This is a genomic window from Mesorhizobium sp. M0060 (assembly GCF_040323155.1).
Taxonomy (GTDB): domain Bacteria; phylum Pseudomonadota; class Alphaproteobacteria; order Rhizobiales; family Rhizobiaceae; genus Mesorhizobium.
The window spans coordinates 1-25,677 of record NZ_JAMYUP010000019.1; the positions used below are offsets into that span (position 1 = coordinate 1).

The following is a 25,677-nucleotide window of genomic DNA, read 5'->3' on the forward strand; positions in this document are numbered from 1 at the left end:
CGAAGCCCCGAACGACCGGCCAGCAGACGCGACCAGGACGCTTCGACATTGGCGGCAAGCGGGGTGACCGCGCCCATGCCTGTAACAACAATCCGTCGCATCTATTCTCCTAGCAATTTGGGTGCGCCGCCAGCGGCCCACGCCGTGGCTGTGCGGACACTTGCACGCGGCGACGTTGCGTTTCCTTTCAGGCGACGACGGCTGCGTGAACCTGTTCGCTTGCCGCATCCAGAAAGGCCCGGGCGAGGTCCGGGTCGTTGACGGAGCGCGATAGCGTCAGCACACCGACCATCGTCGCGAGAATGGCCAAGGCCTTACCCTTGCGCTCCTCGCCGTTCGTCTCGCCGATCAAACGGCCGAGGATTTCGAGATGCGCCTTGATCCCGGCTTCGAATGACGCCTTCACATCGACGCCCTGCCGGGCAGCATCTGAGCCGAGCGCAACGATCGGGCAGCCGTCCATCCTTTCTGCGCGATGCTCCATGCTGAGGTAGAACGCGATCACCGCGCCAAGCGGGTCCTGCGGATTGGCTGCGACCGCGGCTGACCATCGCCGGGAGGCGCTCTCAAGCGCCCGCCCGGACGCCTGCGCCGCCAAGTCGTCCTTTGACGCGAACTGCTTGTAAAACGCGCCCTGAGTCAGGCCGGCACCCTTCATCAGGTCCTTAAGGCCGACACCGTCAAAGCCGTGCTCCCGAAAAAGGCGGCTCGCCACATTGATCACCGTCTGCCGGTTTTCCTCTGCCTGAATGCGACTGACGCGCATCGTCGACCTCCACAATTAGATTGCGATCGACATCTATTACATATAGTGTTCGATTGCAATCTATTTGGCGCACCCGACGCAGCAAGTTCCGATCGTCAGGCTGGTTCGACGGCATGGATATGTGCGGCAGGCAGTGTATGCCGCCGGGCTCGCGCTCGCATGTATGTGGCCGCTGCAAGGCAATCTTCTGCCAATCGTGCCGTTCACCATGCTGAGCGGGCTGGGTCTTGGGTTCTTTCAGGCTGCCAATAACCGGAACATGTTCATTTTGGCGCCACGCGAGGGGAGTGGCGCCGCTGGCGGCATGCAGGGCACGGCCCGCCTTGTTGGGCAGACGACGGGCGCTGTCATCATGACGATGCTTTTCTCGCTCGTTTCGCTGGAATCGGCTCCTCGCATTGGCCTCGCCGTAGCCGCTGTTCTCACCCTTGATGGGCGGACTGGTTGGTGTGATCCGGGTAGGGCGCGACCAGGCTTTGCTTAGCCGAGAAAACGTCTGGGCAGACGCCGGCCTGTCCAGATCGGCCACGCTACCCTGACGAATTGGCTTGACTCACACATATCCCGGTGGTTATGCATCGATCAATAGCCGAAGGGTTATCGATCCCAATGCCAAACGCTCACGATGTGCTCTTCAGAACGCTTGCCGATCCGACTCGGCGCGCTATTTTTGAGCGGCTGTGTCGCGAAGGAGAGCAGACGGTCGGGGCTCTGACGGCTCGCGCCGGGATCTCGCAACCGGCCGTGTCGAAGCATCTCGGGGTTTTGAGGCAGGCGGGGCTGGTGCGCGACCGCCATGCAGGACGGCAGACCCATTACAGCGCGCAGCTCGCTGCGCTTGCCCCCCTGATCGACTGGACAAGCCAGATGACCGGGTTCTGGCAGAGCCGGTTCGATGACCTCGAAGACCTGCTCAAAAGGATGGACCAGTGAACCAAACGTCGACCGAAACGCTCTCCGTCGTCGTCGAACGGGAAATCGCTTATCCGCCCGAGAAGATCTGGCGCGCGCTCACGCAACCACACCTGATCGAGGAGTGGCTAATGAAAAACGACTTCAAGCCTGTCGCGGACCACCGTTTCAATCTTCACGCAGACTGGGGCTCTGTCGAATGTCAGGTCCAGACGGTCGAGCCGAACAGAACGCTGACTTACACGTGGGATACCAAGGATCTCAAGAGTGTCGTCTCCTGGACGCTCACTCCTACAAGCGCCGGAGCCCGCTTGCGCATGGAGCAGTCGGGCTTCCGGCCGGATCAGCAGCCTTACTTCCGGGGCGCCAAAGTTGGCTGGCCGAGATTCTTTGACAGTTTGGAGGAGGTTCTGGCGCGAACCGACTGAGGTCCGCCGGCGCTATTCAAGCAAGGGCTCTGTTCCAGAGCGGCACGTCATGAGGCGACAATGGAGGCAAGCCAATGAAGATCAAGTTGACCAAAGTGTACGTGGACGACCAGGAGAAGGCGCTGGGCTTCTACACCGAAATGCTTGGCTTTACCAAGAAGGCCGATTTCAGCAATGGACCGTTTCGCTGGCTGACCGTCGCATCGCCCGACGAGCCGGACGGGACCGAGCTGCAACTCGCGCTCAACGACAACCCGGCAGCCAAGGCCTACCAGCAAGCCATTTTCCAGCAGGGCCAGCCAGCGGTCATGTTCTTCACCGACGACATCAAGGGCGACGACGAGCGCATCAAAGCGCGTGGCGCCGAGTTCACCATGCCGCCGACCGAGGTAACCGGCTCGACGATTGCCCAGCTGAACGACAGCTGCGGCAATCTCATTCAAATCACCCAGCTGGCGCGCTGGTAGGGCACACGTTCGGTGGCGTGGCTGCCCGGCGAGAGCCGCCAAACGGGCCGCCCGATCCGCTTCGGCTCGTCTTCACAGGAGATCTCAATGAATTGGAACAAATGGGTTCGGCAGATCCATCGCTGGCTGTCGATTATCTTTGCGGCGGTCGTCGCCGCCATCTTCATCAGCTTGGGAGTAGGCAAGGAACCCGCCAATTGGGTGTACTTCTTGCCGCTGTTCCCGCTCGGCTTGCTCCTGCTCACCGGTCTGTACATGTTCGTGCTGCCTTACGCGCCCAAGTGGCGCAGCGCAGGAGGCACCGGCGCATTGGAGTGAACGCATGGCCAACAAGACGTCCATAAAGCCATCGGCGGTCGCAAAGAAGCCCGCCGCCAAGCCTGCCGCTGCCAAGCCGGCCCTCCTCGCAGGCGGCAACCCTCAGATCGCGAAGGCCGACGGCGACGCTCCGGTGCAGGCCTATATCGCGGCCATGCCGGGCTGGAAACGCGACGTCGGGCGCCGCCTCGACGCGCTCATCGTGCGGAACGTGCCCAACGTCCGCAAGGCCGTCAAATGGAACTCGCCCTTCTATGGCGTAGAGGGCCAAGGCTGGTTCCTCAACTTCCATTGCTTCACAAAGTACATCAAGCTGGCTTTCTTCCGCGGCACGTCGCTGCGTCCTGTCCCTCCCGGCGAGTCCAAGCACAAGGAAGTGCGCTACCTCGACATCCACGAGGACGACCAGCTCGACGAAGCTCAGCTCGCCGCTTGGGTGAGGCAAGCCAGCCAATTGCCAGGCGAGCGAATGTGAGTGGGAATGCCAGTCATCCCCGCAAACCCGGTGCCGACTGGCGGTATTCAAGTGACGGGCGAGCGGCAACAACCCTAGGGAAAGCGACAATAATGATGAAAAGTGGCTCGATGGAAGGAAATGCAGGCAACTCTCCCTCTCAGCTGATCGATGCCAGAATCAACGAGCTAGGCGATTGGCGAGGCAAAACGCTTTCCCATGTCCGCGCTCTGATCAAGCAGGCCGACCCCGAAGTGGTCGAGGAGTGGAAGTGGCGAGGCGTTCCCGTATGGTCGCACGCCGGAATAATCTGCACCGGTGAGACCTACAAGAACGTCGTGAAGTTGACCTTCGCCAAGGGCGCCGCGCTGGAGGACCCTTCCGGCCTGTTCAACTCCAGCCTCGAAGGCAACACCAGGCGCGCCATCGATATCCGCGAGGGCGAGGAAATAGATGAGGACGCGTTCAAGACGCTGATACGCGCCGCTGCAGCCCTGAACGCGGCCCGATAGTCGGATCCCGGCCGATATGGTCGGCCGACGGGCCGAGAGCGGCGAGCAAGGCTTCGCCGCTGGCTTGCGTTGCATTCTCATGCGGCGCGCGCAGGTTCAGCCAGCGTCTGTCGCCGGACCGTACCGCCAGCACCGCCTTCATTGCAGCGATGAGGCCGGCGTCCTGGATGATTTTGCGAAACGCTTTGACGGCGGCGTCCGCCTCGGCAACATCCTCTCCCGCCAGTGCCGCGTCGTAGAGGGAACGGATCGCTGCGGCATTCAGATTGACTGTCGCCGAGATGCACCCCGCAGCACCGTTCGCGAGGCCTTTGGTCAGCTGTGCTTCCGAACTCGGGAAGACCGCGACCCTTGGCGCCGCCGCGATAACCGCCGCGGTGTTGTTCCAGTCGCCGGCGCTGTCCTTGTAGGCCACCACGACATCGGGAAACGCTTTGCTCAACCGGGCGGTCAGCGCCGGGCTCACCGGCACGCCTGAATTCTGCGGGATGTGGTAGAGGATCATCCTCATAGCCGGGTTCGCCACCCGTTCGATCAGCTCGCTGTAGTAGCGGGCCTGGCCGTTGTCACCGACAGCCGTGTAGAAGAATGACGGCAGCACCATCACCCCGGCACCGCCGAGACCGACCGCATGCGCGGTCAGTTCGACGGTCTCGGCAAGTGCTGTGACACCGGTGCCGGGCATCAGCCGGCTTGGCGAAATGCCGGCCTCGACCAGCCACTCCAGCGCTTGCATGCGCTCGCGCAACGAGACGGACAAGGCCTCGCCCGTGGTGCCGAACGGCGACAGGAAATGCGCTCCCTGATCCAGCACCCACTTGGCGTGGGATGTCCAGAGGTCGCGGGCGATGCGGCCGTCGTTTTCGAAAGGCGTCAGGATCGGAGCGATGGTTCCTTGCGGGCGGATCATGGGCGTCCTTCTACCGGTGAAAATCTGTGCAGTGCTCAAAACCCGGTGACCTGTACCCCACCGGGCAAGCCACATGAGCAGTGCTGCTGAAGTACCGGCCGTTCGGCCCCGAACGCAAGCCGCTCGTGCATAGGCGCGCGATTGTGATCGGGCGACGGCTCTGAAGCCTGTGCGAACGGCTCGACGCCAGACTCTACGAAGCGAAGCGGACTAGGCGCAACAGGGCCGGACGTCCCTGACACTCGACGAGGCTCTCGAGGTATATCCTGGCACCGGATAACATCGTCTGGTCGAGGGGGGTGACAAACGAGTTCTGCTGTTCCATCAATGCCGCTTTTTGAGGAGAAGCCCATGCGGAGGATCGGTGTCGGCATCATTGGCTGCGGCAACATTTCAGATGCCTATCTGAAGGCGTCACCGCAATTTCCGGTGCTCGACATTGTCGGCGTCGCCGATATCAACCGGACGGCGGCCGAGGCCAAGGCAGCGGCCTACGGCCTGGCTGCCATGCCGGTCGACACGCTGTTGGCCGATCCCCGGGTCGAGATCGTGCTCAACCTGACGACGCCGCAGCATCACGTGCCGGTCGGCTTGCAGGCTGTCGGCAAAGGCAAGCACGTCTATTCGGAGAAGCCGCTGGCAACGACGCTCAGCGACGCGGAGCGGCTCGTCGCGGCCGCGCGCGAAAAGGGCGTGCGTGTCGGCTGCGCACCCGACACTTTTCTTGGCGGCTCCCACCAGACGGCGCGGCGGCTGGTCGATGAGGATACCGTTGGAACCATTGTCGCCGGCTCTGCTTTCATGCAGGTGCCCGGCCACGAGCTCTGGCATCCGAATCCGGATTTCTACTACCAGCCCGGCGGCGGGCCGATGCTCGACATGGGACCTTACTATTTGACCTGCCTGGTCAATCTCCTGGGGCCGGTAAAATCGGTGACCGGGCAGGCGAAGTCATCCTATGCCACCCGTACCATCGGTTCTGGACCGCGCCAGGGCGAAACGATCCAGGTCGAGGTGCCGACCCATATTTCCGGCCTGCTCACATTCGAGAATGGCGCGGCGGTCTCGATCACCACCAGCTTCGACGTCTGGAAGCACGATCACAATCACATTGAGCTCTACGGCACCACCGGCTCGATGATCGTCTCCGATCCCAACCAGTTCCAGGGCGACATCAGCACCAGCCAACGCAAGGGCGACTGGACGATGGCCGATCAGATCCATTCCTATGGCAACGGCAATTACCGGGGCCTCGGCCTCGCCGACATGGCGCAGGCGATCGTCTCCGGCAGGCAACACCGCGCCAGCCTCGATCTTTCCCTCCATGTCCTGGAAATCATGGAATCGATCATCTCTTCAGCAGAGAGAGGGCGGCGTATCGACCTGAGATATGGCTGCGCCCGTCCGGCGCCGATGCACGCCGACCTGCCTTTCGGAATTCTGGAATAGGGAATAATGCAATGAGCAAGACGGCACTGATTTTCTGGGGCGGCTGGGAAGGTCACACCCCGGCTCGAAGCGCCGAAATCGTCAAGGAGATGCTGACCGGCAACGGCTTCGACGTGCGGCTGGAACAGGGGACTTCGGCACTCGCCGATCCGCAAATATCCAAGCTCGATCTCATTGTCCCGGTGATCACCATGTCGACGATCGAAAAGCCGGAGCTGCAAAACCTGACCAGCGCCGTCAAGGCCGGCACCGGCTTTGCGGGCTTTCACGGCACCATGTGCGACAGCTTCCGCAATGAGCCGGAATACCAGTTCATGACCGGCGGCCAGTGGGTCGCCCATCCCGGCAACATCATCGACTACAGGGTCGATGTCATCAGGTCCGATGATCCGGTCGTGCTAGGCATCGACGGCTTCGCCTACCGCTCAGAGCAGTATTACATGCATGTCGATCCGACCAACGAGGTGCTGGCGACGACGACTTTCACCGGCGAGCATCTCGACTTCATCGCCGGCGTCGTCATGCCGGTCGTCTGGAAGCGCCGATACGGCAAGGGCCGCGTCTTCTACAGCGCGCTCGGCCACACCGCCGACGAGTTCGCCGTGCCGCAAATGCGCATGATTTTCGAGCGCGGCGCGATTTGGGCCAGCCGAAACCCGGACCTTGCGTAGCCCTTCTATCTGAACGCCACGTATCGTCGTCGTCTTTTTTCAAGGAGCAAAGCCGTCCGACGGCTAACTCACAGGGTCCCGAACTACAGGCAATTGACTGCCATGGTAGTATCCAATACACCGGCGGCCGTCATCGGGAATTCCGCAGCTGGAGGTCGAATGGAGCAGACGTGGCGATGGTTTGGGCCGAGCGACGCGGCAACGCTTGCCCACGCAAGGCAGGCCGGCGCAACCGGCATCGTGACGGCATTGCACGACATTCCATACGGCGAAGTCTGGCCGGTCGACGCCATCAGGCAGCGCCGGGCGCAGATCGAAGCGGATCCGGTGATGGGCCTCAAATGGAGCGTCGTCGAGAGCGTGCCCGTGCACGAGGACATCAAGCTCGGCCGCGGCGATCTCGACCGGCTCTACGACAATTTCAGGCAGACCTTGCGCAATCTCGGCGCCTGCGGTGTGCGCACGGTCTGCTATAATTTCATGCTGATCCTTGATTGGACCCGCACCGACTTGGCTGTGCCGCTGCCGGGCGGCGGACGGGCGCTGCGCCTGAACATGCATGAGCTTGCCGCGTTCGACTGCTACATGCTGCAGCGCAAAGGGTCGGAGCGCGACTATGCGTCCGATGTTCTCCAGCGGGCGAGCGAGTGGTTCGAGACGACGCCGGATGCGGCGAAAGAACGTCTGCTCGCCAATATCATGGCCGGCCTGCCGGGTGCCTTCAAGCGCTACGACATAGCGGAATTGCGCGAAGTGGTGGCCGAGCAGTCGAGCCTGTCGCACGACCGGTTGCGCGAGAATCTCGTCCGTTTTCTCGAAAACGTGCTGCCGGCGGCCGAAGAGGCGGGCGTCACGTTGGCGATCCATCCGGACGACCCGCCGCGCGATCTCGTCGGACTGTGCCGGATCGTCAAGAATGCCGAAGACATCGCCTTTATCCTGGACGCCGTGCCCTCGGCCAACAGTGGACTTACCTTGTGCACGGGGTCGCTGGGCGCCAATCCGGCCAATGACGTGCCTGCCATCGCCAGGCGTTTTGCGCATAAGATCAAGTTCGTGCACCTGCGCAATGTCAGCAAGGATCCGGACGGCTCCTTCATGGAATCCGAGCATTTGAACGGCGATGTCGACATGGTTTCGGTGGTCTCGATCCTGCTCGACGAGCAGCAACGCCGCCGCGATGCCGGAGAGCCGGCGGCGCTGCTGCCGTTTCGTCCGGATCATGGCCACGAGCTGATCGATGACGCCACGCGGCACACCCATCCCGGCTACCCCGTGATCGGTCGTCTTCGCGGCCTTGCCGAACTGAGAGGCGTAATGACGGCGATTGCTCATCAGCGCGGCTACCGACTTCAATGACGGCGCCCCGCCTGCTCTGTGTCGGCGCGCTCACCTACGACACGATCTTGCGCCTCGACGTCCTGCCCTCCGGCGCCGGCAAGTTCCTGCCGAGCGAGGCCGTGCAGATCGCGGCCGGCATGGCGGCAAGTGCCGCCGCGTCGGCCAGCCGCCAGGGCGGGCAGGTCTGGCTATGGGCAAGCGTCGGCAACGATGCCGTCGGCCGCGACGTCATCGCCCAGATGGAGGCGGAGCGGGTCGACTGTTCGCTGGTGCGCAGGGTCGAAGGTGGCCGCTCCGCCATTGCCACGATCCTGGTCGACGCCGTCGGCGAGCGCATGATCGTGCCCTTCTATGATGCCATCACACAAGCCGATCCGGACCGTCTTCCGCCCGCGGATTTTTCCCGCTTCGACGCCGTCCTGGTCGACGTACGCTGGCCGGGAGCCGCCGCGCTGGCGCTGGCGAAAGCCCGCGAATGCGGCATTCCGGCGATCCTTGACGCCGATGTCGCGTCGCGACCGGTGCTCGACCGGCTACTGCCGCTCGCCTCGCATGTCGTTGCTTCGCTGCCGGCGGCGCGTATTCTGTGCGGTCCAGAGGCTTCCGCTGGTTCCGCCGTCGCCATTCTCGGCGAACGGACCGGCGCCTTCGTCGCGGTCACCGATGGGGCGAACGGCACCGCGTTCCAGCACCCGGGCAGCAATGATGTCCGTCATCTGCCGTCGCCACGGGTCGAAGCCGTCGACACCCTGGCGGCGGGCGACGTGTTTCACGGCACCTTCGCTCTGGGTTTGGCCGAAGGCTGGAATGAAGAGTGGGCCATAGCAGTGGCCAGCGCTGCCGCCGCCCTGAAATGCCTGCGCTTTGGCGGACGTCTCGGCGCACCGACGCGCGCGGAAACGCTGGCCTTCATGCAAGGATCGCCGACATGACGCCGAACCCGCTTGCCGGCTCGACGGAAAAGGGCACGTCAAGTAGCGCTGATCGACTACCATGGTAATCGCTGTACAACCGCTCGTGGAGGATAAATGGCTGAATTCAAAAAACGCGCGCTGGTCACCGGGGCGGCCATGGGTATCGGCCGTGCCGTCGCCGAAAGGCTGGCCGAGCAAGGCGTAGACCTGGTCCTGTTCGACCGGGCGGGCGATCAGCTGGATGAGGTCGCGGCGCAGCTTTCGACGCGCGGCGTGACCGTGCGCACCATACTTGGCTCGACCGCCGATGCTGAGACCTGCGGCCGCGCCGTCGAGCTTGCCCGATCCGCGTTCGGCGGGCTCGACATGCTTTCCCACAATGCCGGCATCCAGCGTTACGGAACGGTGGAAACCACCGACGAGGCGCTTTGGGACGAGGTGATGAACGTTAACCTCAAGGCTGCCTATCTGCTGTCGCGCGCGGCGATGCCGCTGCTGCGCCAAAGCCGCGGCGCCATCGTCCATATGAGTTCGGTGCAGGGCCTGGCCAGCCAGGAAGGCGTTCTGGCCTATACCACGGCCAAGCACGGCCTGATCGGCCTCGTAAAGTCGATGGCCGTCGACTATGCGCCGCTCGGCGTGCGCGTCAATGCCGTCGCTCCGGGCGCGGTCGACACGCCGATGCTGCGGGATGCGGTCAAGCTCAACGACAACCCCGAGGAGATCCTGCGCATCCTCGACAATATGCATCCGCTCGGCCGCACGGCCCGGCCGCAAGAGATTGCCGCCGTCGTTGCCTTCCTGCTGTCCGACGATGCCTCCTTCGTCACCGGCGAGGTCGTGCGCGTCGATGGCGGCCTGCTGGCGCGCATCGGCGGTTCTCCGCGCAAGGAATAACGCCGTTGTGTCTCATGTCAGCCTGGACGGCCAGCGCCAGCGCATCGCCATGGCTCGCCCAACTTCGTCATGACGGCCACAGTGCTGGCGAGAGTCTTTAAGGGGATTGCCGATGGCGGGGCTTTTGGGAATGCGGACCATCACCGAGGGACGGCTGCTCGAATCTGGCCCCGGCGTATCGGTCGCGGCGAGAACCTTCGAGGTTTTGCTCGACCAGATCCTGACCTTCCGGCTGAAGCCGCACGAATTGATATCCGAAAAGGCGATGTCGGAAGCCCTCGGCGTGAGCCGCACGCCGGTCAGGGAGGCGCTCGCCCGGCTCGCCGGTCTTGGCCTGATCGACATCTATCCGCAGCGCGGCAGCATGGTAGCGCCGCTCCGGATCGCCGATCTCGAGAGATCGCAATTTCTGCGCGAATCGCTTGAAGTCGGCCTGATCAAGCGTGCGGTCGAGAGCCCGCGCCGCGCCGAACTGCTCGCCATGCTCAAAGGCGAACTGGCGGTCCAGGAGACGTTCGCCTCTATCGCGGACGACAGGCGCTTCTTCAAGTCGGACGAGCTGTTCCATCAGCACATCGCCAGCCATGCCGGCTTCCCCGGAATCTGGGCCGACATCAGTGCGGCGAAGCTGCACATGGACCGCTTCCGCTTCCTGTCCTTCCCGCGCCTCGACAGCATGTCCGTGGTCCTCGGCCAACATCGGCGGATTGTCGATGCGCTCGAGCAGGCCGACGCGCTTGCGGCGGAAGAGGCGATGCGAACGCATCTTCGCCGCATCTTCGACGTGCTCGAAATCGTCCAGGAGCGCTATCCCCATTATTTCGAGGCACCAGGCTCGACGGGAAAGAGGACAGAAGCGGCTGCCGGCGGTCTGCCCGAATGACAACCGGTCGCGCGACAGAGCGAGGAGGAGACGACGTGAAAACGTGAAACCAGCCGGCTCAGTCCAGGCCTGAGCCTTTCTTCGGCGGTTCCGAAGGCGTTTTGGTCTTGCTGCGGGATTTGTCGGAAGCCGGCTTGGCTTCGCGTTTTTGCCCCTCGCCGCCTTGCTCCTTGCGGAGTTGCTTTTCCACTGTCGATCGCGATCCTTCCGCAGGGTCTTGTTCGGGATGGCTTTCCCTAGCCGTCATGTCAGCTCCTATCCATTCTGGTCTATTGCATGAGGCGCGGGCTGAGGACCGCCACTGGTTCTGTCGCGCCCAAGCATCAGCCATGCGGCGAAGAGCACGACCAGTACGACCACGATCCAGGCAACGAGACGAGGCATTGGGCCTCATTTCCCCCGCCGCTTGCTGCCGCGCGCCTCGGGATCGGAGCCGGCCCCGACCGTTGGATCGGGCACGACCGGACCGCGTTCGGCCTCGGAACCCTCAGCTTCGATCTCCTGCACGGCCTGATCCCAATGCTCGCGCTCGCGTCCTTGCGGACGGCCTTCGCGCTCCCAGATCTCATGGGCTCGCTGCCTGATACGCTCTTCCCTGTCCATGACCTTTGCCTCCTCATCCCCCTAATCCGGCGATCGGTGGTTTGTTCCGGGCGGCCAGGGCAGTCATCGCGGTTAGTTGACGTGATCACCGAGCGCTCTAGATCAAATTGCACGCGGAAGTCGCTTGGTGCGGGGAGAGCAATCGTGTGGCAGCCACGCTACAAGCACGTATTGTAGATGCCATTGCAGCTGTCGGTCTTCGACCAGACCGCCTGTGCTTGCTGCTGACGATGTTTGTGCTGACGGCATGCTCGCCTTCCGACCAGATCGAGCAGCAGTCGAAAACCGCGGCTTCCGCCGCACAGACCGCATCGCTGGTGCTGGATGCCTGGGCTTCAGGGGCGGCCCCCTCGAAATACACGTCGCGCACCTTGCAATCGGTAGGCAAGACGCTCGCCGATGCCGGTGCGCAAATCCAGTCCGCCAAGTCGCCTGAAGCCAGCGAGCAAGCCGGTCTGACGGCGGCAGTCGGACAGCTTTCGACGGCGGTGACACGCGCCGCGACGGCAGTGCAGGACGGCAACCGCCCGGGAGTGGAACAGGCGCAGCAGGATCTCCGGGCTGCCACTGCGGCCCTGAACGCGTCCCAGTCCAAATATTTCGCGCCGAAACCATGAAGAAGCTGCTCGAAATATCGTTGGGTATCGTCACCAGCGTTGGTGGCTTTCTCGAGGTCGGATCGATGGCAACCGCCGCTCAGGCGGGCGCGGCGTTCAGGTTCCAGCTGATCTGGGCCGTCGTTCTGGGCACGATCTGCATCATCTTTCTGGTCGAGATGGCCGGCCGGTTCGCCGCCGTAAGTCATCACACCATCGCCGACGGGATCCGGGAACGGTTTGGCTTCAACGTCTTTCTGTGGCCCTTGCTTGCGACTTTGCTGGTCAACTTCCTGGTGATGTCCGCCGAGATCGGCGGCGCTGCCATTGCGCTCGAGCTCGCGACCGGCATCGGCTTTCAATGGTGGGCGCTGCCGGTCGCTTTTCTGGCATGGCTGTTCCTCTGGAAAGGCACGTTCGGCTTCATCGAAAAAGGCGTCTCGATCCTCGGCCTCGTCACGCTATGCTTCGTGGTTGGCGCCGTCATGCTGGGACCCGATTGGGGGCAGGTCGCGGCCGGCGCCGTGCCCACTCTGCCGGACCACGACGCCGCCAAATACTGGTTCATGGCGGTCAGCATTCTTGGCGCGTCGATATCGCCTTACCTGTTCATGTTCTATTCGTCGGGAGCGATCGAGGACCAGTGGGACAAGAGTTATCTCGGGACCAATCGGGCCATTGCCGGCTTGGGCATGAGTTTTGGCGGCACGATCGCGATCGGTGTGTTGATCGTGGCGGCGCTCGTGCTTGCGGCACACGGCATAGACCAGGTCGACGATTACCACCAACTGCCGCTGATGCTGATCCCGATCTTCGGCTTCTGGGGGTTCGTCCTGTTCGTCGCTTCACTTGGCATAGCCTGCTTCGGTGCTGCGCTGGAAGTCGGGCTACAGCAAGCTTACCTCGTGGCGCAAGGTTTTGGCTGGACCTGGGGCGAGGACCAGAAACCGCGCGACGATCCGGGCTTCAGCACCGTCTACACGGTCTCGTTGCTCCTCGCCGCCATTCCGATCGCGCTGGGTCTCGATCCACTGAGGCTCACGATCTTTTCCATGGCACTGACGGCCGCCAGCCTGCCTCTCTCCGTGGTTCCGTTCCTCTTCTTGCTGAACGACGAGCGTTATGTCGGCGAGCACCGCAATGGCATGATCTCGAACGCCGCGGTCATCTTCATTATCGCACTCGGTTTCGTGCTCGCAGTCGTGACCATTCCGTTGCAGATATTCGGAGGCACGTGATGGATTTGCTGCGCGACATTCTGGACAAGCAAGTTGTCGACCGCGAGCAGGTCAAAATCGGCAAGGTGGACGGGCTGGTGGTTGAGCTCAGGCCAGGCAAGCCGCCCAAAATCGTTGCCGTCGAGCTCGGCTCGATCACGCTGGCGCGGAGGCTTGGCGAGCGGCCCGGGCGCTGGATGGCGCGGCTTGCCGCGAGGCTTGGCGGCAAGCGCCATGCCGAGCCGCACCGCATCGCCTGGAACAAGGTGCGCGACATCGGCGTCGACATCGAGTTCGACATCGACGTCCGCGAAACCGCGATTCTCGACTGGCAGGACTGGCTGCGCGACCATGTCATTGGGCGTATCCCGGGGGCCGGATGATGGCCACTGTCAACCTTGAGCAATTGGCTGGCAGAAATGTGCTTTCGCAGCGCGGCAAAAGCATCGGCCATATCGAGGAGATACGCGCCGAACCGGAGGGCGACGACCTCGTGATCACCGAGTACCATGTCGGCATTTACGCCGCATTCGAGCGTCTTTCCGCTTCGGCCATCGGCATAGCGGTTCTCGATATCTTTCGACTGCGCAGTCGCGACAGCATGTACCGCATTCCCTGGGACAAGCTCGACATCTCCGACCCGTCGCGGCCGCGACTGTTATGCACGAAGGAAGAACTTTCAGGTATGAAGGGGAGTATCGAGGGCGATACGCTGGAATGAACGATACTTTCCCGCCGTCGGAGAATGCGGTCCAGTGAAAGTTCTGGTTACCGGCGCCACCGGCCTGATCGGTGCCTCGGTCGTCGCACGCCTTCTTTCCGAAGGGCATGAGGTGATCGGATTGGTCCGCAACCCCGGCGCAAACCGGGCCGGCAATTATCAGTTGCTGGTGCTGGACATGACGGTGGCGCTGCAGCCCGAAGACTGGCTGCCGCATCTGACGGGCGTCGACGCCGTCGTCAATTGTGCGGGCGTTCTGCAGGACAGCCCCCGCGAAAAGACGCGCGAAGTCCATCGCGATGCGGCGGCTGCGCTCTTCCTTGCCTGTGCGCGGGCAGGGGTTGCCCGGGTGATCCACTTCTCGGCGATAGGCGTCGATCGGGCGCAGCCTTCGTCGTTCTCGGCGACGAAATTAGCCGGCGATGAAGCGCTTATGGCGCTTGATCTGGACTGGGCGATCCTTCGCCCGTCCGTGGTGCTAGGCCGGCCGGTGTTTGGAGCCAGCGCATTGTTTCGGGGTCTCGCCTCGCTGCCGATGCTGCCGTCCATGCCCGACACCGGCCGGCTGCAGGTGGTGCAACTCGACGACGTGGTCTCTACCGTCGTCTTCTTTCTCGATCCGGCCAGTCCGTCTCGCATTGTGCTGGAACTTGTCGGTCCCGAACCGCTGAGCATGGACGAGGTCGTCGGCACCTATCGCCGATGGCTCGGCTGGGCTCCGGCAACCAGGTTTGTCTTGCCCGGGATACTTGCAAAGCTTCTCTACCGCCTCGGTGATCTTGCCGCGATGTTCGGCTGGCGGCCTCCGATGCGCACCAACGCGGCCAGGGAGATCGCACGAGGGGCGGTCGGAGATCCCTCGGACTGGACCGCCTCGACCGGCATACGGCCGCAGACCCTGGCGGGATTCCTCGCGCTCAATCCGGCGACGGTGCAGGAAAAATGGTTTGCCCGGCTGTATTTCATCAAGCCGGCGATATTCGTCGTCCTGCCCTTCTTCTGGATAGTGACGGGAATTGTGTCGCTGACCACCGGCTATGACAGCGGCATCGGCCTGATGCAAAGCACGGGGGCTGGCATTTTGTCGGCGCCGACCGTGATCGCCGGCGCTCTTGCCGACATCGCCGTCGGGGCACTCATAGCCTGGCGGTCGACGACGCGAAAGGGCCTCTATGGCGGGATCGCGCTGTCGCTCTTCTATCTAGTGGTGGGAAGCTTCCTGCGCCCGGAGCTGTGGAACGAACCGCTTGGACCGTTCCTCAAAGTGTTGCCGATCCTGGTGCTGCATTTTGTGGCGTTGGCAGTGCTGGAGGAGCGTTGATGCTCTATTTCCTGCTGAAATTTCTGCATGTCATCGGCGCATCCGTGCTGCTTGGCACCGGCGCCGGCATCGCCTTCTTCATGCTGCTCGCCCACAGGAGCGGCAACGCGGCGACGGTTGCGGCGGTGGCGCGCATCGTTGTCGTCGCCGACTTTCTGTTCACCGCAACAGCCGTCGTGGCGCAGCCGCTGACCGGAGCCGCGCTCGCCTGGCAGGCAGGCTACTCGCTGTCCGAGGGCTGGATCGTGCTTTCGATTGCGCTCTACATCTTCACAGGAATGTTCTGGCTTCCGGTCGTCTGGATGCAAATGGAGATGCGCAAGCTGGCCTCGCTAGCCGCTGCTGCAGGCGCGCCGTTGCCGCCGCGCTATCATCGGCTCTTCTGGCTGTGGTTCGCCTTCGGCTTTCCCGCCTTCGCTGCGGTGCTCGGGATTTTCTGGCTGATGATCGCGCGGCCTGCGATCGACTGGTGAAGACAAGCGGCGGCAGCTGCCGCGGTTTAGCTATTCCGGTCCGGCACCGCCTCCCGTCCCGACGCGGCGAGCAATGACTTTCATTTCAGCGAATAGAGATAGGCCGCGATATCCCGCGCCTCCTGCTCGGAAATTCTGGTCGAAGGCATCGCCGTATGCGGATTGACCTCCCTTGCGGCGCGTAGCCAGCGGATCATGTTTTCCGGCTTGTTGGACAATACGCCGCCGACATAGACCTTAGCTGCCAGGCTGGCGTCGAGGCGTGGACCGACCAATCCTTGCGCACCAGGGACGCCGGTTATTGTATGGCAACCGGTGCAGCCATTGGCCGTCATGATCGGTATGGCGCGGGCGGCGACACCGCCGGTCGCCCTGTTGGCCTTGTCCTCGACTCGGCGGCTTTGCTCCGAGTACAACGTGACCCCAGCCAAAGCTGCAACGATCACAACGATTGCCCCGGCGCCGATTACCGGTCCAGACAGCATGAAGCGCGGTGTGCTGCGCACGCCAACGCCGCTGGTGGCATTGTCGGCCTCATGCTCGACCCGGTCGGGATGCTTCTGCCATAATGTCAAGGCCACCCAGGCTGTGGCCAACACGGCAATCACCGTCCCGGCACCAATGACCATCTTAGACAGGGTGGAGCGCATGCGACGCCTCCCGATCCTTTCGGCCGCTGGAGCGGATCCACAGGCCGGCCAACAGCAACGCCGCGCCGCCATAGATCAGGCCGGCCGGAACCCACATCACCAGACCGGCGAGTTGCTGGTCCTCGAGCGGACTAAGGCTCCACAATTCTGCGCCGGCGGCGTTTTCCGGGTACCACAGCCTTGGCGAGACCAGCAGCAGCACTCCGAGCAGACCAGTGTGCAGCGAGGTGAAGAAAAGGTGCATGACCGCGCTGCCATAGGCTTGTTCGCGGCCGGGGCGCGGCAGCAGCACCCACCAGAACAGCAGGCCGCTACCGAGGAAGCTGGCATGTTGCGCATAGTGCAGGGCACCCTGTGCAAGCGCTGCCTCGAACAGGGCCGGAACGTGCCACGCCCATATCGCGACGCCGTGCAGGACGGTGGCGGCTGCAGGGCGGCTGATGGCGGCCCAAATCGCTCGCAGCATCTTGGCGTGCCCGGCTGTGCCCAGCGCCTGCCGCAGCTTGATCGGCAATGCCCACATCATCGCCGCGGCCGGACAGGAGGCGACCAGCAAGGGCGCCGCCACCGCCATCAGCAGCTCATGTTCGATCATATGGGCGGTGAAAACGCGCTCACCCAATGCATGGAGCGGACTGACCAGCGCTGCTGCCAGGATGACCCAGCCGGCCGCGAACAGCAGGGCTTGCCACAGCCGCAACGGGCGGCTGCGAGCACTCCGCCGCCACAACCGAGCGGCTCCGGCCGTGTAAAGCAGTGCGATCGCTGCCAACGGCAGCGTGATTGGCAGCGCCAGCGTCCAACCGGCCTGCGGGGCGCCGGCACCGTAGCAGATCGAGGTCGAGAAGAGTGCCTCGAAGCTCATCGTATGCAGCCGTCAAGAATGAGCGAGGCAGCGCCCTGCATGACGATTACCAGCGCAAACAGCACCGCGCTGAGAATGCTGACATTGGCGACGAAATCTTCGGTGCCGCGCGTACGCTCCGGTTTGAAGGCGGCGCCGCCTTGCTGTCGCGCCCGCCACGACAGCGCGCCGCCAAGCAGGGCCAGCACTGCCAGCACCAGTGCAATGACTGGTATGACAGGAATACCGTGGGCGCACTGCCACTCGACAACCGCGTAATTCAGTTGCGTCGACACCGCCCAGGCCAATGGCCCCGACAACAGCCCACCCCATGAAGTTCCATACCGAACCGCGCGCATTTCAACCAAGCCTCGGTGTCCAGTAGATCAACAGATAGATCGGGATCCAGGTCGCGACCACGAAATCCCAGTAGAAGACGTTGTCGCCCACATCGCCGAAACGTCGACCGCTGTAGCCATGGCGCGTGAACATCAGGACCGTCAGCACCAGCGTGTCGCCGACATCGGTGATCAGGTGTGTGGTGTGAAGGCCGAGCAGGACCCACAGCATCGAGCCGTAGGCGTTGGCATCCCAATAGATGTTGAGGGCCGGAAACTCGAACCAGCGCACGACAAGCGGTGCGATGCCGAGCACCGACATCACCACCAGGCCGATGCGAACCGGCACCATCGCACAGGCTTCGGCATAGCGGTTCAGTATGTGGTTAGGCACCACGCTGGCGAGCAGCAACAGCGTGACGATGGTGCCTGGCCAATGGTTGGGCGGCGGCACGCCTGGCGGCCATTCGGGCGACAGATACGCAAGGTAAAGATAGGCGCCTGCGGCGAGCGCGAACCCAGTGCCCTCCAGTGCCATGAAGGCGAGAGTGCCCCACCAGGTCGGGCTGCGTGGTCCGAGCCCGAAGGTCGGGAGTTTGGAAAGATCGGCGGCAAGGCGCTGTTTCATTCCTCATCCTCCGGGTCGCCTTTTGGCCAGAACCAGCCGATCAGAGTGATGGCGATCGGCCCGGCTCCCCAGACCACCGCCCACGGGCTGAAGATCGAATAAAGAAAGGTTGCGCCGATCGCGAGCGCGGCGAACAATGGCCAGATCGATGGCGTCACCGACGTCTCGCGCACATCGGGATGCGCCTCTGCCACCGTCGAAATAACAAGTTCGCGCACGTCGACGCGAAGCCCGATCGCTACGGGCAGCGTATCGCGTTCGGCCCAGAGCGGCTCGGAGTGCGTAACCACCGGAATCCGAGCGAAATTATAGCTCGGCGGCGGAGACGCCGTCGCCCATTCCAGCGTGCCCGCATGCCAGGGATTGTCGCCGGCCGGGTCACCTCTCAAGGCGCTGTGCACCAGATTTACGGTGAACAGCACGAAGCTCACAAACAGGATGACCGCCCCGGCTGTGATGAACAGGTTGATGTTGCCCCAGCCGAGCTCCACCGGGTAGGTGTAGACGCGGCGCGGCATGCCCCACAGGCCGACAATGTGCATCGGGAAGAACGCTGCATTGAAGCCGATGAAGGCGAGCCAGAAGTGCCAGCGTCCGAGACGTTCGCTCATCATCCGGCCGGTTATCTTGGGGAACCAGAAATAGGTCGCGCCCAGTAATGGGAACACCGAGCCGCCGATCAGAACGTAGTGGAAGTGCGCGACCACGAAGTAGGTGTCGTGCACTTGCAGGTCCAATGGCACCGACGCCAGCATCACGCCGGTCAGGCCGCCCGCGACGAACGTGAAGAAGAAGCCGAACACGAACAGCAGCGGCGTCCTGACTATCGGCCTTCCGTCCCACAACGTCGCCAGCCAGCAGAAGATCTGCAGTCCGTTCGGAATGGCGATCATCATGCTCGATGCGGTGAAGAAGCTCGCGCCGAGCTTCGGCAGGCCGGTTGCGAACATGTGATGAACCCACAGTCCGAACGACAGGAATCCGACCGCAATCAAGGACAGAACCATGCCCAGATAGCCGAATACCGGACGCCGGGCGAAAGCGGCGATGATCGAGGACACGATGCCGGTTGCCGGGAGAAATATTATGTAGACTTCGGGGTGGCCGAAGAACCAGAACAGGTGCTGGAAGAGCAGTACGTCGCCGCCCTCCGCGGGATTGAAAATATGGGTGCCGACCAGCCGGTCGAGGATCAGGAACGTCGACGTGATCATGACCGCCGGCATGGCGAACACGATCACGAATGAGGTGACCAGCATCGCCCATACGTAGAGCGGAATCCTGTCCAGCGACATGCCCGGCGCGCGTTGCTTCAGCACGGTAACGATGGTGGCGACGGCGACCGCCAACGACGACACTTCGGTGTAGGTGATCATCTGCGCCCACACGTCGGAGCGCTTGCCTGGCCCGAATTCGGGGCCCGATAGCGGCACGTAGGAGAACCAGCCGACGTCGGGCGCCATGTCGAGTGCAAACGACACCCAGGCGAAGAGGCCTCCCGAGAGATAGATCCAGAAGCTGAACGCATTCAGGCGCGGAAAGGCGATGTTGCGGGTGCCGACCATCAGCGGCACGAGGTAGATGCCGGTCGCCTGCACGATCGGCACCGCAAACAGGAACATCATGGTCACGCCATGCATCGTGAACAGCTGGTTGTAGCGGTCGGGCCCGATCAGTCCCCGCTCCGGCCCCGACAGTTGGATGCGCATGGCAACGGCGCTGAGGCCGCCGAGGCACAGGAACACGAAAGCGGTGATCAAATAGCGCCGCGCGACGATCTTGTGGTCGACGCTCGACAGCGCACCGATGATGCCCGGCGTCGTCTGCCATGTCCGCGCCAGCCAGCGGTCAAGGCTGGCGTCGTCGAGACCGGTATCGCGAGGACCGTCGCGCTCGGGAGCCAGGTCACCCTTTTGTGCCGCCTCGCGTTGCTGGGCGAGGTGACGCTCATGGGCCAGGTTGGCGCTGCTCATTTCAGGCCCTCGAGATAGGCGACGATCGCATTCAGCTCGTCGCCGTTCAGTCCCACCACGGGCATGTGGGCACCTGGCTTGATCCCCTGCGGATCGGCTATCCAGGCTGCGAGATTGCCACGGCTCATCGTCAGCGTCCCGGCGGCGAGCGTTTGCCGGCTCGCGATATGGGTGAGGTTGGGGGCGACCGTGCCGCCGGCGATGGTGCCGCCGATCTTGTGGCACATCACGCAGGGCCGTTTGAGGAACAGGTCATGGCCGGCTTTCGCCTCGGCCGAGGCAGGAGCGATGGCCGGCCGCAGCTGATCGTTCAGCCAGGCGTCGAAAACAGGCCGGGGTTCGGCGACGATGAAGGTGCTCATATTGGCGTGCTGCGCACCGCAGAACTCGGCGCACTGGCCACGATAGACGCCGGGCTTGTCCGCCTTCAGATCGAGAATGTTCTCGTGGCCTGGAATGAGGTCCAGCTTGCCCGAGAGGTTCGGCACCCAGAAGGAATGGATGACGTCGGTCGAAGTCACTACAAGCCGCACCGGCTCGCCCGCCGGGATGTGGATTTCATTGGCTGTCGTCAGGATGCGGTTCGGCTGATCGTTTTCGTAGCGCACCTCCCACCACCATTGATGCCCGGTCACCCGGATCGTCAGCGCCGCATCCGAGCCGATGGCGGCGAGCGTCCGGTTGGCGAAGTAGCTCAGCAGCGTCAGGCCGACCAGGATCAGGGCAGTAGCGGCGAGTGCGGCGACGACAATTCGCATCTTGCGGCGCTCGGCGGCGGGATCAAGGACAAGCGGATCGCCGAGCGGAGCCGGGCGCCGGGCCAATGGCATGATCAGCACGGCCATCACCAGAAGCCAGACCACCGTGCAAAGCGCGGTGAAGAACCAGATCAGCCATGCGAGCTCGCCCGCGGCCGGGCCTTTTGGGTCGAGCGCGGATTGCCAGCCGCTGCACCCTGCAAGGAGCAGCGTGCAGGTTGTGCAGCAGCACACCTTGCAGACAAGGCGGTTCACGGCGACTTTCCCAGCGTCGCGGCATGCGGCAGGCGATTTTCGGATGGATGGGGCATCATGTCGTCGTCGCGGCCCGGCGCAGCGGACTTCGGTGCGTTGCCGCTCAGCGCGCGGACGAAGGCGGCAAGCTCCCAGATCTGGTCATCCGGGATCTTGTTGCGAAAGCTCGGCATGCCGTTTGGCCGGCCGTCCCTGATCGTGGCGTGGATGCTTTCGATCGAGCTGCCATAGAGCCACTTCTGGTCCATGAGGGCCGGGCCCATGCCGCCACCGCCATTGGCGTGGCAGCCGGAACAGTTAAACCAGTTGAACAGGCGCTTGCCCTCGCTGAGGTGGAAGGCATTGGCCTCGAACACGCCGGCCTTGTCGTCGGACGCGGCCGGCCGCTGGCCGCCCGGTTCAAGGGCTGTGACGGCTGCCGGTTGGTCACCCGAGCCAAGCGCCGACTGTGGACGCGTATCGCGTTCCTCGCGCTGGCAAGCGACAAGGACGAGCATTGCCGACAGCAAGCATGGAAGGCCGCGGTTCATCGCGCTGCTGTCCCGGTGATGTCCAAGCGGGGCACGCCATATTCCGCCAGGATTGCACCGATTTCGGCGCGGTGCTTGGCGAGAGCGGCGTCTACTTCGCTGCGCAGCGCATCGTCCTGGCGGCGCACGCCCATCGAGATGTCGTAGATCATCGGCAGCAGCGGGCCGTCGATGCGCGGCGCAACCGGCGTAATCCGCAACGGCACTTTTTGCCTGGCGGCGAAGTAGCCGGCCAACGGTCCCCAGACGACGGCCATATCGATGTCGCCATTGGCGACCGCCTCGATGATGCGCGCCGGCGGGTTCGGCGCTGAATAGTCGCCATAGACCGGGAAACCGATGAGATGGCCGACAATGCCGCGGCGCCCCAGCGCCTGGACGGGCGGCGAGTTGGCGCCGTCGTCGCCGATCAGCTGGACGCCGACATGCAGATCGCGCAGGCGAGGATCGTTGAAGGACGTAATTTCCGGCGCATCCTCGCGTGTCACGAACACGTAGGAAGACCGGTAGTAGGGCGCGGTGGTGCGCAGCATCTCGAGATTGGCGGGCGTGCCGGGCACCAGATCGCACAGGCCGGCTTTCAGTGTGTTGCGGACGAAGCCACGGCGCTGTGCCCACCAGGTGTAGGAAACCGTCGCACCAAGCTCGCTGGCGACGAGTTCGGCAATCTTGTTTTCAAAGCCCTCTCTGGCGGCATTGGAGAATGGCATGTTGTTGGGATCGGCGCAGACCCTCAGCTCGCGCGCATCGGCAAGGGTGGCGACAAGCGAGAGCGCCAGTGCGCCGATCGCGGCGGCAAGGTGCCGGGAACGCTTTCGCCGTGGGCGCGCAACGCGGTCGATCCTCTCAAGGCAGCCGGAACACATACAGCGTACCTCCCGGCGTGGTTACATCCTTCAGATCCTTCATGACGTTGACAAAGCCGAGCGCAGCGGTGGCGTCGCGCGGGTCGAGATCGCCGGACACGATCGCGCCGGCCCAGCCGCCGACGCCCGAAAGGATCGCGACATATTGGTGCCCGTCCGGGCCGCGATAGGTGATCGGCTGGCCAATGATGCCGGACGACGTCTTGAACTGCCAAAGCAGTTCGCCGGTCCTGGCGCTGACCGCCTTGAACCAGCCTTCCATGGTGCCGTAGAACACGACATTGCCGGCGGTGGCGACGGCGCCGCTCCACACCGGAAAATCCTCCTTCAGGCTCCATGCCGGCTTGGCGGCAGCGACATCCCAGGCGGTGAATGCACCGCGATTGCCGCCCGGCCCGGGGATCATGCGCACATTCATGCCGACATAGGGTGTGCCGGCGATGTAATTCACCTCGACGCCTTCTTCGTCCATGCACAGGTTGTTGTGCGGGATATAGAGCAGGCCGGTCTTGGGCGAGAACGCCGAGGGCTGCCAATCCTTCAGGCCTGATGCGGTCGGGCAGATGTCGCGCACCACCTTGCCGGTGCCGGTCTTTTTGTCCGGATTTGCAATCAGCCGGCCGGTCTTGAGATCGACCCCCTTGCTGGAATTGACCGGCCCGAACGGCACCGCCGACAAGACCTCGCCGGTCGTGCGATCCAACAGGTAGACGTAGCCGTTGCGTTCCGGCCGCACGAGCACCTTGCGGGGCTTGCCCTGCCAAGTCATGTCGAGCAGCACCTGTTCGTTGATGCCGTCATAATCGTGCAGGTCATGCGGGGTCCATTGATAGAACCATTTGGCCGCGCCGGTATCGGGATCGCGGGCAAAGACGCCGGCGGTCCATTTGTTGTCGCCGGGTCGCAGATCCGGATTCCACGGGCCGGGATTTCCGGTGCCGTGGAAGATCAGGTTCAGATCCGGGTCATAGGAGATCCAGCCCCACACATTGCCGCCGCCGATCTTCCAGGCGTCGGGCGGCCACGAGGTCACGCCGAGATCCTTGCCCCTGTCCATATCGTAATGCGGCTTGAAATCGGGGCCGATCAGCACCTCGGCGTCGGGGCCGGTGTTGTAGGCCGTCCAGACGACGTGCCCGTCGCCGGCGTCGAGGGCCTTGATCCAGCCGCGCACGCCCATTTCGCCGCCGGAATTGCCGACCAGCACCTTGCCCTTCACCACCAGCGGCGCCATGGTGATGGTCTCGCCGATATTGATGTTGCCGATATGGGTGTTCCAGACCGGCTTGCCGGTGGCCGCATCGACGGCGATGGCGTGGCCGTCAAGCGTGTTGAAATAGATGCGCCCGTCGAAGAAGGCCGCGCCGCGGTTGACCACGTCGCAACAGGCAACGCCCTGCGCCGCGGGCTCGGGATTGGGCTCGAACTTCCACTTCATCGGCGCGCCAGGCTTGGTAAGGTCAAGCGCGTAGAGGATGTTGGGAAACGGCGTCACGATGTACATGGTGTTGCCGATGACCAGCGGCGCGGCCTCGTGACCCTTGTTGACGCCGGTCGAGAAGGTGAAGGCCACCTGCAGGTTCTTGACGTTGTCCTCAGTGATCTCCGCAAGTTCGCTGTAGCGGGTCGAGGCATAGTTCTTAGCCGGCATCGTCCACTGGCCGTCGTCGGGCGGAGCAGCTGCGGCCGGCGGATTTATCGCAGGGCCTGATGCGGGCTGAGCAACCGCCGCGGCGATCAGCGCAAACCCTGCCAGCAGCGTCCAACCCAGCATCGCCGCCATTGGCCTCTTTCCCGCTTTGCCAGGCCTAATTCTCGCCGCCACCAGTCGCGCTTGCCTCATTTGCATGTCGAGCTGCCGACGTTGGCGCCGAGCTCCATTAGCTGCAGCGGCGCCGTGTTTGTTGAACACTCTCCAACGCGTGAGCGGCGCAGAAGTGCCAATGGAATGAAATAAATGTCGGATTCGGTTGGCCAAAGTCGACGGCCGGGCGGTCGGGACAGCCGATCCGAGTGTTCGTATTCAAGTCGGAAATAAAACTGCTCCCGCGGCGGTCCGGGTTCGGCTGGAACGGAGCGGCGCTTTTCGCAGTTGTGTCGAATGCTGTCTGCAGTCGAGCAACTGGCTCAATCGGTGAAAGAGCGGCGAGCGATCTTGTTCGTTGGAGCCGGGGTGTCGATGAGCGTCGGCTTGCCGTCCTGGCAAAAGCTCATCGAGCACATGCAAAACGAGCTCGGTCTCGATGACGACACGACCGGCGCACCGGAGGCCAGCTATCAGGCCCTTGCCGAATATTACCGGCTGAAGCAGGGGAGCCTCGGCTCGTTGCGCAGGTGGATGGATCGCGAATGGAGCGTGTCGCGGGAAAAAGTGCGGGGTTCGGCGATCCACAAGCTTATCGTGTCGCTCGATTTTCCGATCATCTACACCACCAATTATGATCGCAACCTCGAGGTTGCCTTCGAGATACATGGCCGGCCCTTTGTGAAAGTGGCCAATGCAAAGGACTTGCCCAAGACGACCGGCGAGGTCACCCAGATCATCAAATTCCACGGCGATTTCGACGACGACAAATCGCTGGTCCTGGCGGAGACCGACTATTTCGACCGGCTTTCATTCGATTCGCCGCTCGACGTGAAGTTTCGCGCCGACGCGCTTGGGCGTACTATCCTGTTCATCGGCTACAGCATGTCCGATATGAACATCCGTCTGCTGCTGCATAGGCTTTGGCAGACCTGGCGGCGGTCGGGTTACGAGAAGAATCGCCCGAAATCCTTCATCTTCATGTCGCAGCCGAGCATCGTCCAGGAGGCTGTCCTCGGCCGCTGGGGAATCGATATGCTGACCGAAGAGGCCGACGATCCTGAGGACGCGCTGCTCGCATTCCTGAACGAACTCAAGGACAGCATCGGCCGGCCCGACGGCGCCTGAAAAGCCTGCGCAGTGACGAAGCTGTGGGGAACCGGCTGGCCCGAAGTGAG

At 63.2% G+C, this 25,677-nt stretch carries 32 protein-coding genes; 19 read left to right on the plus strand and 13 right to left on the minus strand.

The window, feature by feature from the left end; genetic code table 11:
* Positions 1-101: beta-ketoacyl synthase N-terminal-like domain-containing protein (locus NKJ94_RS19140; protein ID WP_352527199.1), on the minus strand; the 101-nt coding region annotated here is incomplete at its 3' end.
* 86 nt (positions 102-187) lie between these two features.
* Positions 188-766 carry a TetR/AcrR family transcriptional regulator gene (locus NKJ94_RS19145; RefSeq protein ID WP_352527079.1) on the minus strand — a complete coding sequence of 193 codons (579 nt, stop codon included), beginning with the start codon at positions 764-766 and terminating at the stop codon, positions 188-190.
* A gap of 609 nt (positions 767-1,375) precedes the next feature.
* Here NKJ94_RS19145 and NKJ94_RS19150 point away from each other — a divergent pair.
* From NKJ94_RS19150 to NKJ94_RS19175, 6 genes are all read left to right on the plus strand, one after another.
* The gene (locus tag NKJ94_RS19150; RefSeq protein ID WP_352527080.1) at positions 1,376-1,699 is read left to right on the plus strand and encodes an ArsR/SmtB family transcription factor; all 324 of its coding nucleotides are present in this window, start codon (positions 1,376-1,378) and stop codon (positions 1,697-1,699) included.
* Positions 1,696-2,106, plus strand: a complete 411-nt coding sequence (locus tag NKJ94_RS19155) for an SRPBCC family protein (RefSeq protein ID WP_352527081.1) — start codon at positions 1,696-1,698, stop codon at positions 2,104-2,106. Before NKJ94_RS19150 ends, NKJ94_RS19155 begins: the two co-directional genes overlap by 4 nt.
* 74 nt (positions 2,107-2,180) lie before the next feature.
* A complete protein-coding gene (locus tag NKJ94_RS19160) occupies positions 2,181-2,573 on the plus strand; it encodes a VOC family protein (protein WP_352527082.1) in 393 nt (130 codons plus the stop codon).
* A gap of 87 nt (positions 2,574-2,660) precedes the next feature.
* The gene (locus tag NKJ94_RS19165) at positions 2,661-2,891 is read left to right on the plus strand and encodes a hypothetical protein (RefSeq protein ID WP_352527083.1); all 231 of its coding nucleotides are present in this window, start codon (positions 2,661-2,663) and stop codon (positions 2,889-2,891) included.
* 4 nt (positions 2,892-2,895) lie between these two features.
* The gene (locus NKJ94_RS19170; RefSeq protein ID WP_352527084.1) at positions 2,896-3,366 is read left to right on the plus strand and encodes a DUF1801 domain-containing protein; all 471 of its coding nucleotides are present in this window, start codon (positions 2,896-2,898) and stop codon (positions 3,364-3,366) included.
* 92 nt (positions 3,367-3,458) lie between these two features.
* On the plus strand, positions 3,459-3,857 hold the full coding sequence (locus NKJ94_RS19175; RefSeq protein ID WP_352527085.1) for a DUF1801 domain-containing protein: 399 nt from the start codon (positions 3,459-3,461) through the stop codon (positions 3,855-3,857).
* On the opposite strand, the gene NKJ94_RS19180 is transcribed toward NKJ94_RS19175, so the two are convergent.
* Entirely contained in the window at positions 3,811-4,767 is a 957-nt protein-coding gene (locus tag NKJ94_RS19180; RefSeq protein ID WP_352527086.1) for a dihydrodipicolinate synthase family protein, read from the minus strand. The two genes, NKJ94_RS19175 and NKJ94_RS19180, sit on opposite strands and share 47 nt — an antisense overlap.
* A gap of 351 nt (positions 4,768-5,118) precedes the next feature.
* Here NKJ94_RS19180 and NKJ94_RS19185 point away from each other — a divergent pair, with 351 nt between their 5' ends.
* From NKJ94_RS19185 to NKJ94_RS19210, 6 genes are all read left to right on the plus strand, one after another.
* Positions 5,119-6,216 carry a Gfo/Idh/MocA family protein gene (locus tag NKJ94_RS19185; protein WP_352527087.1) on the plus strand — a complete coding sequence of 366 codons (1,098 nt, stop codon included), beginning with the start codon at positions 5,119-5,121 and terminating at the stop codon, positions 6,214-6,216.
* Positions 6,217-6,227: 11 nt separating this feature from the next.
* Entirely contained in the window at positions 6,228-6,887 is a 660-nt protein-coding gene (locus NKJ94_RS19190) for a ThuA domain-containing protein (protein ID WP_352527088.1), read from the plus strand.
* Positions 6,888-7,046: 159 nt separating this feature from the next.
* Positions 7,047-8,246, plus strand: coding sequence for a mannonate dehydratase (gene uxuA, locus NKJ94_RS19195; RefSeq protein WP_352527089.1), 1,200 nt, complete (start codon positions 7,047-7,049; stop codon positions 8,244-8,246).
* Entirely contained in the window at positions 8,243-9,160 is a 918-nt protein-coding gene (locus NKJ94_RS19200) for a PfkB family carbohydrate kinase (RefSeq protein ID WP_352527090.1), read from the plus strand. The genes uxuA and NKJ94_RS19200 overlap by 4 nt, the downstream gene beginning before the upstream one ends.
* Before the next feature lie 96 nt (positions 9,161-9,256).
* The gene (locus NKJ94_RS19205; RefSeq protein ID WP_352527091.1) at positions 9,257-10,039 is read left to right on the plus strand and encodes an SDR family NAD(P)-dependent oxidoreductase; all 783 of its coding nucleotides are present in this window, start codon (positions 9,257-9,259) and stop codon (positions 10,037-10,039) included.
* Between the two features lie 112 nt (positions 10,040-10,151).
* On the plus strand, positions 10,152-10,922 hold the full coding sequence (locus NKJ94_RS19210) for a GntR family transcriptional regulator (RefSeq protein ID WP_352527092.1): 771 nt from the start codon (positions 10,152-10,154) through the stop codon (positions 10,920-10,922).
* Between the two features lie 390 nt (positions 10,923-11,312).
* On the opposite strand, the gene NKJ94_RS19215 is transcribed toward NKJ94_RS19210, so the two are convergent.
* Entirely contained in the window at positions 11,313-11,525 is a 213-nt protein-coding gene (locus NKJ94_RS19215) for a DUF2934 domain-containing protein (RefSeq protein ID WP_352527093.1), read from the minus strand.
* Between the two features lie 146 nt (positions 11,526-11,671).
* Between NKJ94_RS19215 and NKJ94_RS19220 the strand changes: the two genes are divergently transcribed.
* Genes NKJ94_RS19220 through NKJ94_RS19245 form a run of 6 tightly spaced genes read left to right on the plus strand, consistent with a single transcriptional unit; the run spans position 11,672 to position 15,853 of the window.
* A complete protein-coding gene (locus NKJ94_RS19220; RefSeq protein ID WP_352527094.1) occupies positions 11,672-12,142 on the plus strand; it encodes a hypothetical protein in 471 nt (156 codons plus the stop codon).
* On the plus strand, positions 12,139-13,359 hold the full coding sequence (locus NKJ94_RS19225; RefSeq protein WP_352527095.1) for an NRAMP family divalent metal transporter: 1,221 nt from the start codon (positions 12,139-12,141) through the stop codon (positions 13,357-13,359). The genes NKJ94_RS19220 and NKJ94_RS19225 overlap by 4 nt, the downstream gene beginning before the upstream one ends.
* On the plus strand, positions 13,359-13,721 hold the full coding sequence (locus NKJ94_RS19230) for a hypothetical protein (protein ID WP_352527096.1): 363 nt from the start codon (positions 13,359-13,361) through the stop codon (positions 13,719-13,721). Before NKJ94_RS19225 ends, NKJ94_RS19230 begins: the two co-directional genes overlap by 1 nt.
* Positions 13,718-14,059, plus strand: a complete 342-nt coding sequence (locus tag NKJ94_RS19235; RefSeq protein ID WP_352527097.1) for a hypothetical protein — start codon at positions 13,718-13,720, stop codon at positions 14,057-14,059. The genes NKJ94_RS19230 and NKJ94_RS19235 overlap by 4 nt, the downstream gene beginning before the upstream one ends.
* Before the next feature lie 34 nt (positions 14,060-14,093).
* A complete protein-coding gene (locus NKJ94_RS19240; RefSeq protein ID WP_352527098.1) occupies positions 14,094-15,380 on the plus strand; it encodes an SDR family oxidoreductase in 1,287 nt (428 codons plus the stop codon).
* A complete protein-coding gene (locus tag NKJ94_RS19245; protein WP_352527099.1) occupies positions 15,380-15,853 on the plus strand; it encodes a DUF2269 family protein in 474 nt (157 codons plus the stop codon). Before NKJ94_RS19240 ends, NKJ94_RS19245 begins: the two co-directional genes overlap by 1 nt.
* Positions 15,854-15,933: 80 nt before the next feature.
* Here NKJ94_RS19245 and NKJ94_RS19250 read toward each other — a convergent pair whose 3' ends face one another.
* The 9 genes from NKJ94_RS19250 to NKJ94_RS19290 are packed head-to-tail and all read right to left on the minus strand — an operon-like array spanning position 15,934 to position 24,469.
* The gene (locus NKJ94_RS19250) at positions 15,934-16,503 is read right to left on the minus strand and encodes a c-type cytochrome (RefSeq protein WP_352527100.1); all 570 of its coding nucleotides are present in this window, start codon (positions 16,501-16,503) and stop codon (positions 15,934-15,936) included.
* Positions 16,484-17,368: a cytochrome c oxidase assembly protein gene (locus NKJ94_RS19255; protein WP_352527101.1), complete on the minus strand. Its 885-nt coding sequence runs from the start codon at positions 17,366-17,368 to the stop codon at positions 16,484-16,486. Before NKJ94_RS19255 ends, NKJ94_RS19250 begins: the two co-directional genes overlap by 20 nt.
* The gene (locus tag NKJ94_RS19260; protein ID WP_352527200.1) at positions 17,365-17,706 is read right to left on the minus strand and encodes a hypothetical protein; all 342 of its coding nucleotides are present in this window, start codon (positions 17,704-17,706) and stop codon (positions 17,365-17,367) included. The genes NKJ94_RS19255 and NKJ94_RS19260 overlap by 4 nt, the downstream gene beginning before the upstream one ends.
* A gap of 1 nt (position 17,707) precedes the next feature.
* Positions 17,708-18,313, minus strand: coding sequence for a cytochrome c oxidase subunit 3 (locus NKJ94_RS19265; protein ID WP_352527102.1), 606 nt, complete (start codon positions 18,311-18,313; stop codon positions 17,708-17,710).
* Positions 18,310-20,286 (minus strand): cytochrome c oxidase subunit I, encoded by a 1,977-nt coding sequence (gene ctaD / locus NKJ94_RS19270; protein ID WP_352527103.1) that lies wholly within the window; start codon positions 20,284-20,286, stop codon positions 18,310-18,312. The genes NKJ94_RS19265 and ctaD overlap by 4 nt, the downstream gene beginning before the upstream one ends.
* Entirely contained in the window at positions 20,283-21,299 is a 1,017-nt protein-coding gene (gene coxB, locus NKJ94_RS19275) for a cytochrome c oxidase subunit II (RefSeq protein ID WP_352527104.1), read from the minus strand. The genes ctaD and coxB overlap by 4 nt, the downstream gene beginning before the upstream one ends.
* Positions 21,296-21,829 (minus strand): c-type cytochrome, encoded by a 534-nt coding sequence (locus NKJ94_RS19280; protein WP_352527105.1) that lies wholly within the window; start codon positions 21,827-21,829, stop codon positions 21,296-21,298. Before NKJ94_RS19280 ends, coxB begins: the two co-directional genes overlap by 4 nt.
* Positions 21,826-22,695, minus strand: coding sequence for a substrate-binding domain-containing protein (locus NKJ94_RS19285; RefSeq protein WP_352527106.1), 870 nt, complete (start codon positions 22,693-22,695; stop codon positions 21,826-21,828). Before NKJ94_RS19285 ends, NKJ94_RS19280 begins: the two co-directional genes overlap by 4 nt.
* Positions 22,676-24,469, minus strand: coding sequence for a methanol/ethanol family PQQ-dependent dehydrogenase (locus NKJ94_RS19290; protein ID WP_502904208.1), 1,794 nt, complete (start codon positions 24,467-24,469; stop codon positions 22,676-22,678). Before NKJ94_RS19290 ends, NKJ94_RS19285 begins: the two co-directional genes overlap by 20 nt.
* Positions 24,470-24,796: 327 nt before the next feature.
* Between NKJ94_RS19290 and NKJ94_RS19295 the strand changes: the two genes are divergently transcribed.
* Complete coding sequence (locus tag NKJ94_RS19295) at positions 24,797-25,627, plus strand: SIR2 family NAD-dependent protein deacylase (protein WP_352527108.1); 831 nt, start codon at positions 24,797-24,799, stop codon at positions 25,625-25,627.
* The last annotated feature ends 50 nt before the right edge of the window (positions 25,628-25,677 follow it).